Genomic DNA, 18,161 nt, shown 5'->3' on the forward strand with positions numbered 1-18,161 from the left:
CAGCCCCATGTACGACACCGCCCTTTATATCGGCCGCTTCGAACCCGTCCACCAGGGCCACATGGCCCTTTTGCAGCGCGCGCTCGACAGTGCCCGCAACGTCATCGTGGTCATGGGCTCGGCCTGGCAGGCCCGCTCGCCCAAGAACCCGTTCACCGCCGCCGAACGCGAGCAGATGCTGCGCGAGGCCCTGCCCGAAGCCAACCGCGCCCGCGTGCAGGTGCTGCCCGTGCGCGACTACTACAACGAAGCCGTGTGGGTGCAGGCCGTGCGCGAGGGCGTGGCCGGCATCGCACCCGGGGCCGGCCGCATCGGTCTGGTGGGGCACTTCAAGGACGCGACCAGCAGCTACCTGGGCGCCTTCCCGGACTGGGAGCTGATCCATATGGAGCGCCAGGGCCGCATCGACGCCACCGCCATCCGCGATGCCTACTTCGGCGCCACACCGGCCACCGTGCGCACGGAACTGGACGACCTGCGCAGCGAGATGCCCGCGAGCACGCTGGTATTCCTGGAACGCTTTGCGCAGACGCCGCATTTCGAGGCCCTGCAGGAAGAATGGCGCATGCTGCGCCGCTACCGCGAGGCCTGGTCCGCAGCGCCCTACCCGCCGGTGTTCGTGACGGTGGACGCCGTGTTGCGCTGCCAGGAGCATGTGCTGCTGATCCGCCGTGCCCATGCGCCCGGCAAGGGCCAGCTGGCCGTGCCCGGCGGCTTCATCGAGCAGCGCGAGACGGTGTGGCAGTCGTGCCTGCGCGAGCTGGTGGAAGAGACCCACTGCAATCTTCCCGAGGCCACCATGCGCGCCGCGCTGCAGGCCGTGGCCGTGTTCGACCACCCCGACCGCAGCCAGCGCGGGCGCACGCTCACGCATGCGCACTATTTCGACCTGGGCCAGACGCCCTTCCCCACCGTGCAGGCCGACGACGACGCCCAGCAGGTGCAGTGGACGCCGATTGCCGAGCTGGCAGGCATGGAAGAGGAGTTCTTCGAGGACCACTTCCACATGCTGGACCATTTTCTGCACCTCACCGACGCCCAGCGGCCGGCCAGGTGATGGTGCCGCTTCGGCCCTGGGAGCCCGGCGGGAAGCCGTTCACAGATTGAAGGTAGGTCAGGGCTGCTGGTGGGCGCGCAGCCAGTCCGTGAAGGCGCGCACCGGCATGGGCCGCGCGTACAGGTAGCCCTGGTACTGCGCGATGCCCCGCCGCGCCACCCAGTCGAGCTGCTCCTGCGTCTCCACGCCTTCGGCCACGGCGGTGAGTTTCATCAGCGTGGAGAGCGAAACGATCAGCTCGGCCAGCGAGCGGTTGGCGTCCGTGTCCTGGATGAAGGTCTTGTCGATCTTGAGCGTATGGACCGGAAAGCGCTGCAGGTAGGCCAGGTTGGAGTAGCCCGTGCCGAAGTCGTCCAGCGCAATGGTCAGGCCCAGCGCCGACAGTTCACGCAGCACGCTCAGCACATGCTGGTCTTCGCCCAGCAGGATGGATTCGGTGATCTCCAGTTCCATGCGCGCGGGATTCACACCGGCCTGGCGCAGCACCGCGGTGATGTCGTGCAACAGGTCGGGCGAGGCGAACTGCCGGGGCGACAGGTTGACCGACACCACCAGGTCCCAGCCCTGTGCCACCCAGGCCACCTGCTGGTGCGCGGCCTGCGCCAGCACCCAGAGCCCCAGCTCGCCGATCAGACCGGTGGTCTCGCAGGCGGGAATGAAATAGGCAGGCGACACCAGGCCCAGGCGCGGGTGGTTCCAGCGCACGAGCGCCTCCACAGCGCGGATGGTGTTGGTGGCCACATCGACGCGGGGCTGGAAGTACACCTCGAACTCCTCGCGCTCCAGCGCCTGGCGCAGTTCCTTTTCGAGCTCGGTGCGGCTGCGCACCGTCTCGGCCATGCGCCCGTCGAAGTACGCCAGGGTGTTGCGCCCGCGTTCCTTCGCCGCGTACATCGCCAGGTCGGCGTTGCGCAGCAGGATCTCGATGGTTTCGCCGTCTTGCGGGTACAACGCCACGCCAATGCTGGAAGTCATGCGCAGCTGCGTGCCGGCCACCGACAGCGGCACGGCCAGCGCAACGGAGATGCGCTCGTGCAGCGCATCCAGGTCCTCGCGGATGCGCTGCGAAGTCAGCAGCACCAGGAACTCGTCGCCCCCCCAGCGGGCCAGCACCTCGGTGCCATGCCGCGTGTGGCGCAGGCGCTGCGCCATGGTCACCAGCAGTTCGTCACCCGCGGCATGGCCCAGCGTATCGTTCACGTCCTTGAAGTGGTCCAGGTCGATGAGCAGCAAAGCCGCTTCCAGCGACTGGGCCCGGGCCTCCTCCATCGCGCGCGCAAAGCGCTGCGTGAAGTGGGCCCGGTTGGGCAGGCCGGTGAGAACGTCGTGCAGCGACTGGAAGTTGGCACGCTCCTCCGTGTGCTTGATGGCGCTGATGTCGGCCTCGCTCACCAGCACGGCCTCCTGGCCCGTGACGGCATCCTTGCAGCGGCGCGCCGACAGTTCGTGCCAGCGGTCGCCCAGGGGTGTGCGCACCGCCAGCGTGAGCGTGCCCACGCCATGCTGGTCCAGGCTGCGCGAGAGTGCGGCAAGGGCCGCTGTACTGCCGATGCGATCCTGCAGCCGCTCGCCCGGGCTGAGCACGGCGGCACGCGCGGCCGGGTTGCGGTAGAGTGCCGCGCCGCTGGGGTGGTACAGGGTGATCATCACCGCCGTGTGCAGCAAGGCCTCCACGGAGCGCAGTGATTCGGGCGGCACCATGCCCACGGGCTCGGCCTCGCAGAGCATGCTCATGCGGCCATCGGGCAAGCGGTGCCCACTGAAACGCACGTTGAGCGAAACCGCCACGCCGCCGGGGTAGATGGTCCATTGCTCGTTGAAGCTGGCATCGGCCCGCTGCAGGAAGTCGCTCTGGTACTGGTCCAGCCGCCGTGCCACCGATTCGGACATGTCATGCCCCATGTCGCGCCCGCACAGCTCGGCCAGCGTGGTGGCATTCCACACGGCCAGCGCGGGGGTATTCGCCCAATGCACGCATTGGCCGTCGATGTCGAACACCCAGACCGGGCGTGACAACCACTCCAGGGCCGCGTAGCGCACGGCGCGCTCGGCCAGATCACTGCCGGACGGCAGGCGGTTTGCCGGCAGGCGCGCTGCCGGGGTGGGTGCCGACAGGCTCATGCCAGCCCGCAGCCCGGCATCAGGCGCGAGGACTGCGTGCGCAAAAGGGTCGGCAACAATCGGGCGGGCATCGACGGCAGATCGGCGGGGTCAAAAATCAAGCGCAGTTTGCGCCAGAAGCAATTGCTTGCATCTTCGCACACTCCTGTGATCGGCCCGCGTCGATCCGGTGGCGCTGGCTCCGCCGTTCCCGGTGCCTCGGTCAAGCCACGCGGAACTGGCCCACGGTCTGCGACAGGGCCACGGCCTGCTGGCTCAGCGACTGGGCCGCAGCCAGGGCCTCCTCGACCAGCGCAGCGTTCTGCTGCGTGCCCTGGTCCATCTGCGAGATGGCCTGGTTCACCTGGGCGATGCCGGCGCTCTGCTCGGCGCTGGCGGAGCTGATCTCTGCCACCATGGTGGTCACGTTCTTCACACCGTCGACCACCTCGCGCATGGTGGAGCCGGCCTGCTCCACGAGCTGGGTGCCTACGCCGACCTTGGCCACGGAATCGTCGATCAGGCCCTTGATCTCCTTGGCGGCGGCGGCACTGCGCTGCGCCAGGCTGCGCACTTCGCTGGCCACCACGGCAAAGCCACGGCCCTGCTCGCCCGCGCGCGCGGCTTCCACGGCGGCATTGAGCGCCAGGATGTTGGTCTGGAAGGCGATGCCATCGATCACGCTGATGATGTCCACGATCTTGCGCGAGGACTGGTCGATGGAGCCCATGGTGCCCACCACCTGCTGCACCACGTCGCCGCCGCGCACGGCCATGTCGGAGGCGGCGCGTGCCAGTTCATCGGCACGGCGTGCGTTGGCAGCGTTCTGCTGCACGGTGGAGGTCAGCTGTTCCATCGATGCAGCGGTCTCCTGCAGCGCGCTGGCCTGGGACTCGGTGCGGCCGGACAGGTCGCCATTGCCGGCCGCGATCTCGGCGGAGGCGGTGTTGATCGAATCGGTGCTGTCGCGCACCTGGCGCACCAGATGGGCCAGGTTGTCGCGCATGGCGCGGATCGCGTGCAGGATGCTGGTCTCATCGCCCGGCAGGGTGACGACCTCCACGGCCAGGTTGCCCTCGGCGATCTGCGTGACCACGTCGGCCGCGTACTGGGGTTCGCCGCCGAGCTGGTGCACCAGCGTGCGCAGCATGCGCCATGCCATGAGGGCGATCACCAGCATCAGCACAGCGCCGATGGACAGCAGGATGGCTGTCTCGCGCCAGAAGGCGTGGTCGATGTCGTCGATGTAGTCGCCAAATCCGATGGTCCAGTCCCAGGGCTCGAACTTGATGATGGCGTAGAGCTTCTCCACCTCGTCCTTGGCGCCCGGGCGCGTGCCCTTGGCGATCACCGTGCCGATGGTCTTGCCCTGCAGCGCGGCGCGGTAGCGCACGCCAGCTTCCTTGCCGCCCTTTTCATCGACGATGCCGATGCGCTTGGGGTTGGGGTGCACGTAGTTCACGTCGTTGGTGAAGCCGCGTACGAAGAAGTACTTGTCCTTGTCGACGAAGCTGCCGATGTTGCGCTTGGCTTCCTTCTGCGCATCCTCGGTGGAAAGCGCTCCGCTCTTTTCCTGGTCATAGGCCTTCTGCGCTGCCGCATGCGCGAGCACCACCAGGTTGGACAGCTGCGCTGTGCGCTCCTTCATCATCGACTGGTACAGCGTGGTCAGGGCCACAGCGGACAACACGACCAGGCCCAGCAGGGTGGCCGCGCACAGCCAAAGAATCCGGGTTCGCAATTTCATGGGCAGGCTTTCTCTTTCAGGATACGGAACAAGACGTAACCAGAAGATACACCCGGATTGCCCAATTTTTAATCAAAACCTCGATTTGTCACGGTTTTGTCACATTTTGGCGCCTTGTGGCGCAGCCCGCACAAACCGCTTGCACAGGCGCATCGGGGCCACGCGGCCGCCTCAGCTGGCCAGCCCTGGCGGCAAATGTAAAACCCGCCTGGCGTGTCGCGCAGCCACAACGCCAGCAGGCAGGCGGCAGGTGGGCGGGCTCAGGTCCCTGCGCGTTCCAGCATGGCGTGCAGCAGCACATTGCAGCCCGCCGAGATGTGCTCGGGCTTGGCGTCCTCGATCTCGTTGTGGCTGATGCCGTCCTTGCAGGGGATGAAGACCATGCCGGCCGGCGCCAGGCGCGCCATGTACACGGCGTCGTGCCCGGCGCCCGAGACGGCCGGCATGTTGGAATAGCCGAGCTTGGCCGCGGCACGTGCCACCGCGTCCACGCAGTCGGCATGGAACACCTGGGCCGGGTAGGCCGAGACCTGCTCGATGACGATCGGCAGGCCGGTGTCGGCGCTCAGTTGGGCGGCCACGGCGCGGATGTCCTGGTCCATGCTCTCGCACAGCGCGTCGGTGGCATTGCGCAGGTCGATGCTGAACTTGACCTGCCCCGGGATCACATTGCGGCTGTTGGGGTGCACATGCACCATGCCCACGGTGCCGCGCCCGTGCGGCGGGTGGCGGTGGGCGCAGGCCACCACCTCCTGCATGAGGTGCGTGGCGACCTGCAATGCATCCTTGCGCAGCGCCATGGGCGTGGGGCCGGCATGCGCCTCCATGCCGGTCACGGTGCAGTCGTACCAGCGGATGCCGAGCACACCCGTGACCACGCCGATGGTCTTGTCGTGGTCCTCCAGCACCGGGCCCTGCTCGATGTGGGTCTCGAAGTAGGCGCCGATGGGGTGATCGCCCGGCACCTGCTCGCCGATGTAGCCGATGCGTTCGAGCTCGCCTTTCACGGTCTTGCCCTCGGTGTCGGTGGCGGCGTAGGCGTGCTCCAGCGTGAAGGCCTTGGCGAACACGCCCGAGCCCATCATCACCGGCACGAAACGCGAGCCCTCCTCGTTGGTCCAGAAGGCGACCTCGATCGGTGCCTCGGTCTCGATGCCATGGTCGTTAAGGGTGCGCACCACCTCGATGCCGGCCAGCACGCCGTAGTTGCCGTCGAACTTGCCGCCCGTGGGCTGGGTGTCGATGTGGCTGCCGGTCATGATGGGCGGCAGGCTGTTGTTGCGCCCGGGCCGGCGCATGAAGCCGTTGCCGATCTGGTCGATGGTCACGCTCATGCCCGCCTCGCGCGCCCAGCGCGTCACCAGGTCGCGGCCTTGCTTGTCCAGATCGGTCAGCGTCAGGCGGCACACGCCGCCCTTGGGCGTGGCGCCGATCTGCGCCAGCTCCATGAGCGAATCCCACAGACGCTCGCCGTTGATGCGCAGGCTGTCGATGTCGGTCTTGACTTTGGTGTCCATGGTGTTCTCCTGATCGGTTCTCTCAGCGGGCGACCGCGGTGGGTGCCAGGTCCTGGGCGCGCTTTTGCACGGCCTGGAAGTTGGCGCCGAAGGCCGGGCGCTTGAGGTAGCGGCCCTTGCCCTGCTCGGCGCGCAGGTCACCGTTGGCGTAGACCACGCGGCCCTGGCTCACGGTGTGGCTCGGGATGCCGCGCACGGTGCGGCCCTCGAAGATGTTGAAGTCACCCTTGCTGTGCTGCGTCTTGGCCGAGAAGGTCTTGGTGCCCTCGGGGTCCCACAGCACCAGGTCGGCATCGGCGCCCTCGCCGATGAAGCCCTTGCGCGGGTAGATATTGAACAGCTTGGCCGCATTGGCCGAAGTGATGGCCACGAACTCGCTGGGCGTGAGGCGCCCGGTGTTGACGCCGCCATCCCAGAGCGCAGCCATGCGCTCCTCGACACCGCCCGTGCCGTTGGGGATCTTGGCAAAGCTCTCCTTGCCCATGGCCTTCTGCGCGGCGCAGAAGGTGCAGTGGTCCGTGGCCGTGGTGTGCAACTGGCCCGACTGCAGGCCACGCCACAGCGCCTCCTGGTGGCCCTTGGGGCGAAACGGCGGGCTCATCACATAGGCGGCGGCCTTGGCAAAGTCGGGGTCCCGGTACACGCTGTCGTCCACCAGCAGGTGCCCCGCCAGCACCTCGCCATACACGCGCTGGCCGCGTGCACGGGCGCGGGCGATGGCGTCGGCCGATTCCATGCAGCTCACATGCACCACGTAGATGGGCACGCCCAGCACGTCGGCGATGGCGATGGCGCGGTTGGCCGCCTCGGCCTCGACCATGGGCGGGCGCGACAACGGGTGGCCCTCGGGCCCGGTGATGCCCATCTTGGCCACCTCCTGCTGCAGCAGGTACACGAGCTCGCCGTTCTCGGCGTGCACCGTGGGCATGGCGCCGAGCTCCAGCGCGCGCTTGAAGCTGTTCACCAGGGTTTCGTCGTCGCACATGATGGCGTTCTTGTAGGCCATGAAGTGCTTGAAGCTGTTCACGCCCTCTTCCTGCACCAGCGTGCCCATGTCGGCGCGCACTTGTTCGCTCCACCAGGTGATGGCGACGTGGAAACTGTAGTCGGCGGCCGACTTTTCGGCCCAGCCGCGCCACTTGCGGTAGGCGTCCATGATGGATTCCTGCGGGTCGGGAATCACGAAGTCGATGATGCTCGTGGTGCCGCCCGCCAACGCTGCGGCCGTGCCGGTGAAGAAGTCGTCCATGGTGACCGTGCCCATGAACGGCAGCTGCATGTGGGTGTGCGGATCGATGCCGCCAGGCAGCACGTACTGGCCACTGGCATCCAGCACCTGCGCACCCGCGGGCGCCTGCACGGCCGCACCCTCCCCGACGGCCACGATGCGGCCCTCCACACACAGCACATCTGCGCGCTGCTCGCGGTCTGCATTGACCACGGTGCCACCGCGGATCACTAGGGCTTGGCTCATGGGGTTCTCCTTCAGGGGTTGCAGGGGTGGCCTGTGCCACAGGCCCGCAGCAGGCCCGATGGGACCGCTGCGGGGCGTATCGTCATTTCTTTTTCGCAGTCAGGTAGTAGTAGGTGCCGGCCACGGCCAGGCTGAAGAACCAGCCAAAGTCGAACAGCGACTGCAGCAGGCCGGGCACGGAACCCTTGTCCACCACACCCGAGACCGCCAGGTAACCCGGCAGGCAGGGCAGCACGCCCAGGAAAAATGCAACCAGTGCCTGGATGTTCCAGCCATTGCTGTACTCGTACTCTCCGCCGCGGCGGTACAGGTCATCCACCTTCAGGTCGGTCTTGCGCACCAGGTAGTAGTCCACCAGCAGGATGCCGGCGATGGCCCCCAGCAGCGTGCCGTAGCCGCCCAGCCAGGTGAACAGGTAGCCGCCCGAGGTGGCCAAGAGTTTCCAGGGCATGAAGCCCAAGCCGATGAGCGCGGCGATCAGGCCGCCCATGCGAAAGCTGATCTTCGAAGGTGCGATCTGGCTGAAATCGTAAGAGGGCGAGACCAGGTTGGCCGCCACATTGGTGGTGAGGTTGGCCAGCAGGATCACCAGGAGGCCGATGCCGGCAGCCACACTGCCCATCTGCGTGAGCAGGCCGTCAGGGAACAGCTGCGCCTTGCCATAGAGAATGGCCGAGGCCGAGAAGCCGATGACGCCCACCATGGAAAACAGGGCCATGGGAATGGGCAGGCCGATGGCCTGGCCAATGACCTGGTCCTTCTGCGAGCGCGCAAAACGCGTGAAGTCGGGGATGTTCAACGCCAGGGTGGCCCAGAAGCCCACCAGGCCGGTCAGCGCCGCCCAGGTCTTGGGCCCGCCCTCCACCACCTTGGCGGGCAGATTGAACAGTTGGCCCGAGGGCACCTTCATCATCAGCACCACGACCAGCAGCAGCGAGGCCCCGACCATCAGCGGCGCAGCGATCACCTCCAGCAGGCGGATGGACTCGGGCCCCTTCCAGATGAACCAGATGTGCACCGCCCAGAACGCTAGGAAGCACATGAACTGCGAGGTGCTGATGGTCTGCCCATCCGCGGGCCCGGCAAGCCCCATGCCCAGGATGTTCAGAAAGCCGTGCAGGGCCAGCGCGCCAAAGTAGCAGTTGATGGAGAACCAGCCGCAGGCCACCAGCCCGCGCAATACCGCCGGCAGATTGGCGCCTTTGACGCCGAAGGAGGCGCGCGCCAGCACCGGGAATGGTACGCCGTAGCGCGGCCCGACACGACCGATGAGCACCATGGGAACCAGCACGATGCAGTTGGCCAGGAACACCAGCCACACCGCCATCTGCCAGGTGAAGCCCTGGTCCAGCATGGAGCTTGCCATGGTGTAGGTCGGCACGCAGACCACCATGCCCACCCACAGGGCAGCATAGTCCTTCCACGCCCAGTGGCGCTGCGCCGGCGTGGTCGGGAGCAGATCTTCGTTGGCCAGCGGATTGGACGCTGCGCCGGGCAGATGCCCCGCCCCATGGACGGCGCTGCCGGTACTGTGGTTCATGCCTGTACTCCTGTGAAATGTTTACTTCTTGGGGTTGCACACAAGCCGCTGTCTGGTCCGGCGCTCCGGTAACGGCAGATGGCGGACTGGAACGCGTTCACCGCGCTCCGGGGGAAGCCGGCGATGCTATAGACCCGCTGCCGGCTCCGCCAGATGCAGTGCAGCACTGCGTTGCGATTGCGCACTCACCGCGCCGGATGGCATGCCCCCGCATCACGCGCCCGCGGCCACGCGCTGCGGGTTGTTCGGGTGCGTGGTCCAGTTCGCGTACTCGCCCGTGACCACCTTGCCGGTGCGCGCATCGACCTCGCCCGGTTCCAGGCTGCGCAGGGTGATGCACTCGGGCACGGGGCAGATCGAGACGCACAGGTTGCAGCCCACGCACTCGGCATCGTTGACCTCGAACTTGCGCACGCCGCCTTCCTTGGTGAAGGTGATGGCCTGGTGCGAGGTGTCCTCGCAGACCACGTGGCAGCGGCCGCACTGGATGCAGGCGTCCTGGTTGATGACGGCCTTGTCGATGTGGTTGAGGTTGAGGTTCTTCCAGTCCTTGACGGTGGGGACGGCCTGGCCCTGGAAGTCGGCGATGGTTTTGTAGCCGTGCTCGTCCATGAAGTTCGACAGGCCGTCGCACATGTCCTGCACGATCTTGAAGCCGTAGACCATGGCCGCCGTGCACACCTGCACCGTGCCGCAGCCCAGCGCGATGTACTCGGCCGCGTCGCGCCAGGTGGTGATGCCGCCGATGCCGCTGATCGGCAGGCCCGCGGTCTGCGCATCGCGCGCGATCTCGGCCACCATGTTCAGGGCGATGGGCTTGACGGCCGGGCCGCAGTAGCCGCCATGCGATCCCCAGCCATCGGTGCTGGGGCTCATGGTCATGCGGTCCAGGTCCACGCCCATGATGGAATTGATGGTGTTGATCAGCGACACCGCGTCGGCCCCACCGGCCTTGGCCGCGCGCGCCGGGTGGCGCACGTCGGTGATGTTGGGCGTGAGCTTGACGATGACCGGCAGGCGGCTGTAGTGCTTGCACCAGGCCGTGACCATCTGGATGTACTCGGGCACTTGGCCCACGGCGGCGCCCATGCCGCGCTCGCTCATGCCGTGCGGGCAGCCGAAGTTGAGCTCGATGCCATCGGCCCCGGTGTCCTCGACCAGGGGCAGGATGCTCTTCCAGCTCTGCTCTTCGCAGGGCACCATGAGCGAGACGATCATGGCGCGGTCGGGCCAGTTGCGCTTGACACGCTTGATCTCCTCGAGGTTGGTGTGCAGCGGCCGGTCGGTGATGAGCTCGATGTTGTTCAGCCCGATCACGTGCCGGTCCTGCGACATCAGCGTGGAATAGCGCGGGCCGTTGACGTTGACGACCGAGGGGTCCTCGCCCAGGGTCTTCCAGACCACGCCGCCCCAGCCGGCCTCGAAGGCGCGGGTGACGTTGATCTCCTTGTCGGTGGGTGGCGCCGAGGCCAGCCAGAAGGGATTGGGGCTGCTGATGCCCAGGAAATTGCTGCGGATGTCGGCCATGGTGTGGTGCTCCGGTAGGTGGCGGTAGGACGTGGCGCGGGCTCAGGCGCCCAGCAGCGTGGCGTGGATGGAGATGGCAGCCACCTTGCCGTGCTCCACGGCCTCCACGGTCAGGTCGCGCCCGCCGGCACGGCAATCGCCGCCGGCCCAGACGCGCGCCAGGCTGGTGCGGCCCTCCTCGTCCGTGGCAATGCGGCCGCCCGTGAGCGCGATGGCCTGGCCCACCGGCTCGGGCACATAGGTCTGGCCGATGGCCTTGAGCACCATGTCGGCCGGGATCACGAAGCCTTCGCCCGTCTCCACCAGCCGGCCGCCCTCCATCGCCGTGGCGGCAAAGCGCACGCCGGTGACGGCACCGTCGGCGCTGAGCACCTCCTTGGGCGCGGCGAAGTGGCGGATGGTGACGCCATTGGTCTGCGCCCATTCCTGCTCGACCTGCGAGGCGGACATGCTCTCGGCCCCGCGGCGGTAGGCGATGGTCACCTCCTCGGCGCCGAGCTTGCGCGCCTGCACGGCGGCGTCCACTGCCGTCATGCCACCGCCGATCACGACCACGCTGCGGCCCACGGGCAGGGTGGACAGGTCAGCCGTCTGGCGCAGCTCGGCAATGAAATCGACCGCGTTGCGCAGGCCCGTGGCCGTGGGCTCGGCAATACCCAGGGCGTTGACGCCCGAGAGGCCCAGGCCCAGGAACACCGCATCGTGGCTGGCCAGCAGGCTATCGAGCGTGATGTCACGGCCCAGCAACTGGTGCGTGCGCACCTCGATGCCGCCGACCGAGAGCAGCCATTCGACCTCTTTCTGGGCAAAGTTGCCGGCGGTCTTGTAGCTGGCCAAGCCGTATTCGTTGAGGCCGCCGAGCTTGGGGCGGGCGTCGAACAGCACCACGTCGTGCCCGCGCACGGCCAGGCCATGGGCGCAGGCCAGGCCCGCAGGGCCGGCACCGACCACGGCAACGCGCTTGCCCGTGGGTGCGGCGCGCTGGAACAGTGGCGCACCGGGCTTGGCGAAGAAGGCGTCGGTCGCGTAACGCTGCAGCGAGCCGATCTCGACGGGCTTGTCTTCATTGGTGTTGCGCACGCAGGCCTGCTCGCACAGCACCTCGGTGGGGCAGACGCGGGCGCACATGCCGCCCAGGGGGTTGGCCTCCAGGATGGCGCGGGCCGCGCCGCGGTTGTTGTCCTGCGCGATGCGGTGGATGAAGGAGGGGATGTCGATGCCCGTGGGGCAGGCCGTGGCGCAGGGCGCGTCGTGGCAGTAGTAGCAGCGCTCGGCCTCGATCAGCGCCTGCGGGCGCGTCAGCGGCGGGTGGGCGTCGCCGAAGCGGGTGGCGTAGTCGGCCAGGTTCAGGCGTGCGGCATGAATGCCGCAGGCGTGGCTTGCGGGTGTGTCCATCAGTGGTCCTCCGGCAGGGTCAGGGTGGGGGTAGGGGCGCTGTATGCCTGCCGCGCAGCGGCGTGGCCTGATCCGCACGGACGGCGGCAGGGTGCTGCGCAAACAGTGCACGCGCTGCCTGCACGGGGGCAGGCAGCCGCAAATTCCGGAGGTTTCATCGTGGGCCTCGCTAGGGGGTGCAGGTGCCCGGTGCTTTGTCTGCACCAGTGCCCTGCTGTTGTTCAATTTACCAACTGGTAAAAATTTACCAATTAGTAAAATCCCTACAGCAAGCCGCATGCCAGGCTTTTGCCAGCCACATTGACACACAATGGTGCAATGACCGACGCCCGACAGCCCTCTCCTGCCCCCGCCCGGCGGCGCCCGGAAGCCCCCTCCGCCCCTGCCGCGGAGGCCGCCGCCAAGGCGCCCACGGCATCGCGCCTGCTCAAGGAGCAGGGCATCCTGACCGAAGCCGAGAACCATTTCGCGCAGTTCGGCTTCGAGGGGGCCTCCCTGGAGAACATCGCGGCGGCCATCGGCATCAGCCGGCACAACCTGCTGTACTACTTCCCGAACAAGGAAGCGCTCTACCAGCGCGTGCTGGACGACATCCTCACCCAATGGCTGGCCGGCATGGACGACCTGTCGCACAGCGACGACCCGCAGCAGGCGCTGCGCCGCTACATCCGCGCCAAGCTGCGCTATTCGCGCGAGCGCCCCAATGGTGCAAAGGTATTCACCAAAGAGGTGATTGCCGGTGCACCACGCTATGGCAAGGCCATCGCCGCGCGGGTGGGGCCGCTGCTCAAGGCCGAGGTGCGCACCTTCGAGCGCTGGGCGCGCGAGGGGCGCATCGCGCGCGTCAATTTCACGCACCTGATGTTCATCATCTGGTCTGTCACCCAGGCCTACGCCGAGCAGGAGGCCCAGTTCGCCCTGCTGCTGGGCAAGCCCGCGCTGACCGAGCGCGACTACGCCAAGGCCGAGGAGCTGATCTGCCGCATGGTGGTCAAGGCGCTGGAGCCCGAGTCTGACGCCGGGAAGGACAACAGCGCACCCGCGGTGGATTGATCACCCGGGCTGCGCACACCGCGCCAACTGGTCGCGGTCGAGCAGCTCGACCACCCGGTAGCCCACGCGCAGCACCCCGTCTTCCTCCCACTGCTTGAGCTGGCGGTTGATGCTCTGGCGCGAAACGCCGAGCATGAAGGCCAGGTCCTCTTGCGAAACGGCCAGCACGGTGGTGGCGCCATCGCCGGCTGATCGGGAATCGAGTGTCATGAGCCGGTGCGCCAGCCGCACAGACAGCGGCTGCAGGATGGCGTCGTCGATCCAGGCCAGGGCCTGGCGCAACCGCAGGCACACCAGCCGCGTGAAAGCCATGTGCAGCGCCGGCTGCGTGGCGATCAGGTGGTGGAAATCTGCCGCCTGGACCACGGCCACCTCGGACGGCTCCACTGCGCAGGTGTCGTACACGCGCTGCTGGCCGACGAACAGCGAGACCTCGCCGAACCAGTGGCCCGGCTCCAGCACCGCGATCACGGCCTCGCGCCCATCGGGCGCGGCCACGCTCACACGCAGGGCGCCCTGCACCATGCCGAACAGCGCATCGGGCGCCGAGCCCTTGAGAAACAGTGAATCGCCGCGCTGCAGCTGGCGCCGGTGCGCCACCTGCAGCAATGCGTCCTGCACCTCCTGCGGCAAACGCAGGCGCTCGTCCGCCCGGTGACCGAGGTGGGCCGGCAATTCGGCAGTGCTTGCCGGTTCGGGCAAAGATGGCATGGCGTGCGCTCGCTGAGAGGGGGGTGGCTGGCGCCGCCATTGTGCGGGCGCACAGGTCGCCCCGGGCGACGCCTGGCGGACACCTGCGGGTTTGTACCAAGCCGCAATTGCCAACACCGGACAGTCTCGCCGCGGCGCTCTGCGGATAGTGGACCTGCTGCAGCGCACTGCTGCATCCCTGTACCGCAACCGACACCAAGGACCCCATGACGAACGCCCCCACCGCCACCGAGCGCAATGCCCGCCGCGAAAAGACCGTGCTCGACCACTTCGCCGACGAGACGCGCCAGGATTTCGACGCCGTGCTGAGCACCTTTCCGCACCCGCACTACGAACTGATCCCCACCGGCGAGGTGCACGATGGCAACGAGGACGTGCGCCGCTACTACACGGCCACGCGCCAGGCCTTTCCCGACCAGCGGCACGAGATCATCCAGCTGCGCCATGCCGGCGACTCGGTCATCGTGGAGTTCTGGCTGCTGGGCACGCACAAGGGGCCACTGGGCGCCCTGCCGCCCACGGGCAACAGCTTTCGCTGCCGCATGATTGCGCTGTTCATCTTCGACGAGGCCGAGCACCTGGTCTGCGAGCGGGTGTACTTCGACACGCTGACCATGCTGCGCCAGCTGCTGGTGGGTGTGCCACCGGCTGCGCTGCCCGGCATCATCGGCTCGCTGCTGGGCGGCCAGGCCGCCAGCTCCGGCAAGGCCCCGGTGCCCGAGCAGGCCACGGCATGAGCGGGCGCCTGCAGGGCCACCACGCGGTGGTGACCGGCGGGGCGCAGGGCATAGGCCTGGCGATTGCGCGCCGCTTCCTGCACGAAGGCGCCAGCGTCTCGCTCTGGGACATCAGCGCCCACCAGTTGCAGGCCGCCACCGAGGTGCTCAACGCAGGCGGGCGCGTATTCACCGCAGTGACCGATGTGCGCGACGAAGCTGCCGTAGGGGCCGCCGCCCAGGCCAGCGCTGCAGCCTTGGGCCCCGCCACCGTGCTCGTGAACAACGCGGGCGTGCTGGGCCCGCTGGTGCCCACCTGGGAGCACAGCGCCACCCAGTGGCGCACGGTGCTGGACATCAACCTCACGGGCGCCTTCCTGTGCTGCCGCGCGCTGGTGCCGCAGATGCTGGCCGACCTGGCCAGGCAACGCGCCCCCGCGCTCGGGCGGCGCGTGGTCAACATCGCCTCGGTCGCGGGCAAGGAGGGCAATGGCCTGAATGCCGCGTACTCCGCCTCCAAGGCCGGCCTGATCGCCTTGACCAAGTCGCTGGGCAAGGAGCTGGCCGGCGCAGGCGTGCTCGTGAACTGCATCACGCCCTCTGCCGCGGAAACCGGGGTGTTCGACGGTGTTCCCGAGGAACACCGTGCGCAGCTGCACCAGGCCCTGCTGTCGCGCGTGCCCATGGCCCGCTTCGTCGCACCGGCCGAGGTGGCGGCCATGGCGGCCTGGCTGGCATCGGCCGACTGCTCGTTCAGCACCGGCGCCGTGTTCGACATCTCCGGCGGCCGCTCTTTGTACTGAGGAGACCCTATGAACATGATGACCGAACCCCTCACGCCGGCCCGCCTGCTGCAGCCGGTCCCCGACTTCGATGGCGCACGCAGCGCCCCCACGCCGCAAGACCGGCTGCGCGCGCTGCGCCGCGCGGGCGAACAGTTCCGCGAGCGCTTCCTGGCCGAACCGGCCGTGCGCTACGCGCGCAGCTTCGACCTGCTGCGCATCCCCTACCCGGCCTGGTATGCCTTCAACGGCGTGTACGCGCAGCAGCTACTCAAGCCGCACATGGTGCACCTGCTGGCGCGCACGGTACTGGTGCAGTTCGAGGATTTCGAGGGCCAGCTCAGAAACCTGCTGTTCACCCCCGCCGATTTCGAGACCGGCAGCGAGACGCCCTACTTCAAGCGCCTGAGCGAGCAGACCCCGAAGTTCCTGCACAGCGTGATCGCGCCGGTGCACGGCACGGTGCTGCAGGCGCTGGCCTCGGTGGGCGTGGCGCCGGAGCAGATCGACTTCATCACCTACGACCACCTGCACACCCAGAACCTGCGCCGCTGGCTGGGCACGGGCAGCGAGCGCGGCCTGCTGCCCAATGCCCGGCTGCTGGTGCACCGCCAGGAGCTGGCCAGCGTGGCAGGCCTCTTGCCCACACAGGCCGACTGGTACTGCCCTGAGGGGTTGCAGGGCGTGGCGCCCGAACGCATCGTGCCCTTCGACGGCAGCGTGCAGCTGGGGCGCGGAATCGCGCTGGTGCACACGCCGGGCCATACCGAGGGCAACCACTCGCTGGTGTACCGCACCCCGGATGGCATCCGTGTGAGCAGCGAGAACGGCGTGAGCGCCGACAGCTGGGCGCCCGAGGCCTCGCGGCACAACGGCATCCGCCGCTATGCCAAGGCCACCGGCTCCGAAGTCATCCTGAACGGCAACACGCAGGAGGGCAGCGTGGACCAGTACCTGTCGATGGTGCTGGAGAAGACCATCGCCGGCACCTCGGCCACGCATGGCTTCAGCAATGTGGTGCCGTCCAGCGAGTGCTCGCCGCACTGGCTGTTCCCGGGGGCGCCCACCAGCCACCTGTGGGGTGCCACCACTTCGGGCGCACTGCAGCGGCCCACCTGATGCCGGCCCACTGATTTCTCCCCCATAAGACAAATAGCCGAGACAAACGCCATGAACTCCCCCGCTGCCATCTTTCCCGCCGATGCGGGCGCCTCGCAAGCGCCCGCCACCGCTACCAACGACGCCACCTACCGCCAGATCGCCTGGCGGCTGATCCCCATCCTCTTCGCCTGCTACGTCTTCAACTACCTGGACCGCACCAACATCGGCTACGCCCAGTTGCAGATGAAGACGGATCTGGGTTTCAGTAACGCGGTGTTCGGCCTGGGCGCAGGCATCTTCTTCATCGGCTATGCGCTGTTCGAGATCCCGAGCAACATGCTGCTGGCACGCGTGGGCTTTCGGCTCACGCTGCTGCGCATCATGGGGCTGTGGGGCCTGGCCTCGGCCGCTACGCTGTGGGTGACCACGCCGGCGCAGTTCTATGTGCTGCGCTTCCTGGTGGGGGTGTTCGAGGCGGGCTTTGCGCCGGGCGTGCTGTTCTACCTCACGCTGTGGTTTCCGTCGCAGCGCCGGGCCAAGGTCACGGCGCTGTTCTTCATGGCCTATGGCGCGGCGCCCATCGTCGCCGGGCCGCTGGCAGGCGTGACCATGACCTGGCTGGACGGCGTCTGGTCGCTGCATGGCTGGCAGTGGTTGTTCCTGGTGGAGGGCCTGCCCTGCGTGCTGCTGGCCGTGCTGGCCTACCGACTGCTCGACGACGGGCCGCAGGCCGCGCGCTGGCTCACACCCGCACAGAAACGCCAGGTGCAGGACGACCTGGCGCGCGACCAGGCCGCCAGCGGCGCGGATGTGCGCAGCAGCTTCGGCAGCGCGCTGCGCAACGGCCAGGTGTGGCTGCTCGGTTTCATCTCCTTCCTGGTGATCCTGGGCATCTACGCCATGTCGTTCTGGCAGCCCACCATGCTCCAGTCCATGGGCCTGTCGGTGATGCAGATCGGCCTGTACTCGGTGGTGCCGGCAGTCACCGGCATCGCCGCCACGCTTGCCATCGCCGGGCATTCCGACCGCCGGCAGGAGCGGCGCTGGCACTTCGCCGCCACGGCCTGCGTCGGCGCCGTCGGCCTGTCGCTCACCACCCTGTTCATGCACAGCCCGGTGGCGGCCGTGGCCTGCCTGTCGCTGGCTTCCATCGGCATCTCCAGCGCCTTCGCCATTCTCTGGGCCGTGCCCGGCAGCCTGCTGAGCCGCAATGCCGCGGCCATGGGCATCGCGCTCATCACCACCATCGGCGGTACGGCCGGTGTGGTGGCGCCGGTGATGGTCGGTGCCATCAAGACGGCGACCGGCGGCTTCACGCTCAGCCTGCACCTGCTGAGCGGCGCCCTGGTGCTGGCCGCCGTGCTGATGGTGCTGGCCGTGGGGCGCGGCCGGCAGGCAGCGCGCTGAACCCCTCTCCCCTGGGCCTGGGACAAATTGCCCC

The 18,161-nt window shown here is 68.0% G+C and carries 14 protein-coding genes; 6 read left to right on the top strand and 8 right to left on the bottom strand.

The genetic code is table 11. The features are described 5' to 3' along the window. Nucleotides 1-7 precede the first annotated feature (7 nt). Complete coding sequence (locus AC07PF_RS01240) at nt 8-1,057, top strand: bifunctional nicotinamide-nucleotide adenylyltransferase/Nudix hydroxylase (protein ID WP_494610584.1); 1,050 nt, start codon at nt 8-10, stop codon at nt 1,055-1,057. A gap of 57 nt (nt 1,058-1,114) precedes the next feature. Here AC07PF_RS01240 and AC07PF_RS01245 read toward each other — a convergent pair whose 3' ends face one another. From AC07PF_RS01245 to AC07PF_RS01275, 7 genes are all read right to left on the bottom strand, one after another. Next, nucleotides 1,115-3,178 (bottom strand): putative bifunctional diguanylate cyclase/phosphodiesterase, encoded by a 2,064-nt coding sequence (locus AC07PF_RS01245; protein WP_494610585.1) that lies wholly within the window; start codon nt 3,176-3,178, stop codon nt 1,115-1,117. A 202-nt stretch (nt 3,179-3,380) separates the two neighbouring features. Beyond that, complete coding sequence (locus tag AC07PF_RS01250; protein ID WP_108016684.1) at nt 3,381-4,904, bottom strand: methyl-accepting chemotaxis protein; 1,524 nt, start codon at nt 4,902-4,904, stop codon at nt 3,381-3,383. A 260-nt stretch (nt 4,905-5,164) separates the two neighbouring features. Beyond that, complete coding sequence (locus AC07PF_RS01255; protein WP_145694559.1) at nt 5,165-6,421, bottom strand: Zn-dependent hydrolase; 1,257 nt, start codon at nt 6,419-6,421, stop codon at nt 5,165-5,167. Nucleotides 6,422-6,443: 22 nt separating this feature from the next. Then, nucleotides 6,444-7,895 carry a dihydropyrimidinase gene (gene hydA, locus AC07PF_RS01260; protein WP_007856682.1) on the bottom strand — a complete coding sequence of 484 codons (1,452 nt, stop codon included), beginning with the start codon at nt 7,893-7,895 and terminating at the stop codon, nt 6,444-6,446. Nucleotides 7,896-7,977: 82 nt separating this feature from the next. Next, complete coding sequence (locus AC07PF_RS01265; protein WP_494610586.1) at nt 7,978-9,435, bottom strand: NCS1 family nucleobase:cation symporter-1; 1,458 nt, start codon at nt 9,433-9,435, stop codon at nt 7,978-7,980. A gap of 213 nt (nt 9,436-9,648) precedes the next feature. Next, entirely contained in the window at nt 9,649-10,962 is a 1,314-nt protein-coding gene (preA, locus tag AC07PF_RS01270; RefSeq protein WP_494610587.1) for an NAD-dependent dihydropyrimidine dehydrogenase subunit PreA, read from the bottom strand. A gap of 42 nt (nt 10,963-11,004) precedes the next feature. Beyond that, nucleotides 11,005-12,357 (bottom strand): NAD(P)-dependent oxidoreductase, encoded by a 1,353-nt coding sequence (locus AC07PF_RS01275; RefSeq protein ID WP_494608746.1) that lies wholly within the window; start codon nt 12,355-12,357, stop codon nt 11,005-11,007. A gap of 318 nt (nt 12,358-12,675) precedes the next feature. On the opposite strand from AC07PF_RS01275, the gene AC07PF_RS01280 reads away from it, so the two are divergent. Further along, entirely contained in the window at nt 12,676-13,410 is a 735-nt protein-coding gene (locus tag AC07PF_RS01280) for a TetR/AcrR family transcriptional regulator (protein ID WP_007856686.1), read from the top strand. On the opposite strand, the gene AC07PF_RS01285 is transcribed toward AC07PF_RS01280, so the two are convergent. Beyond that, on the bottom strand, nt 13,411-14,121 hold the full coding sequence (locus AC07PF_RS01285; RefSeq protein ID WP_145694563.1) for a Crp/Fnr family transcriptional regulator: 711 nt from the start codon (nt 14,119-14,121) through the stop codon (nt 13,411-13,413). It lies immediately after the preceding gene. Nucleotides 14,122-14,327: 206 nt separating this feature from the next. Here AC07PF_RS01285 and AC07PF_RS01290 point away from each other — a divergent pair, with 206 nt between their 5' ends. From AC07PF_RS01290 to AC07PF_RS01305, 4 genes are read left to right on the top strand one after another with little or no spacing between them, the layout of a single operon-like run. After that, a complete protein-coding gene (locus tag AC07PF_RS01290) occupies nt 14,328-14,858 on the top strand; it encodes an ester cyclase (RefSeq protein WP_494610588.1) in 531 nt (176 codons plus the stop codon). After that, nucleotides 14,855-15,640 (top strand): SDR family NAD(P)-dependent oxidoreductase, encoded by a 786-nt coding sequence (locus AC07PF_RS01295; RefSeq protein ID WP_007856689.1) that lies wholly within the window; start codon nt 14,855-14,857, stop codon nt 15,638-15,640. Before AC07PF_RS01290 ends, AC07PF_RS01295 begins: the two co-directional genes overlap by 4 nt. Nucleotides 15,641-15,649: 9 nt before the next feature. Continuing rightward, nucleotides 15,650-16,738 carry an MBL fold metallo-hydrolase gene (locus AC07PF_RS01300; protein ID WP_494610589.1) on the top strand — a complete coding sequence of 363 codons (1,089 nt, stop codon included), beginning with the start codon at nt 15,650-15,652 and terminating at the stop codon, nt 16,736-16,738. Between the two features lie 51 nt (nt 16,739-16,789). Next, nucleotides 16,790-18,127 (top strand): MFS transporter, encoded by a 1,338-nt coding sequence (locus tag AC07PF_RS01305; RefSeq protein WP_494610590.1) that lies wholly within the window; start codon nt 16,790-16,792, stop codon nt 18,125-18,127. The last annotated feature ends 34 nt before the right edge of the window (nt 18,128-18,161 follow it).

Source organism: Acidovorax sp. GW821-FHT10A04, from assembly GCF_059415825.1.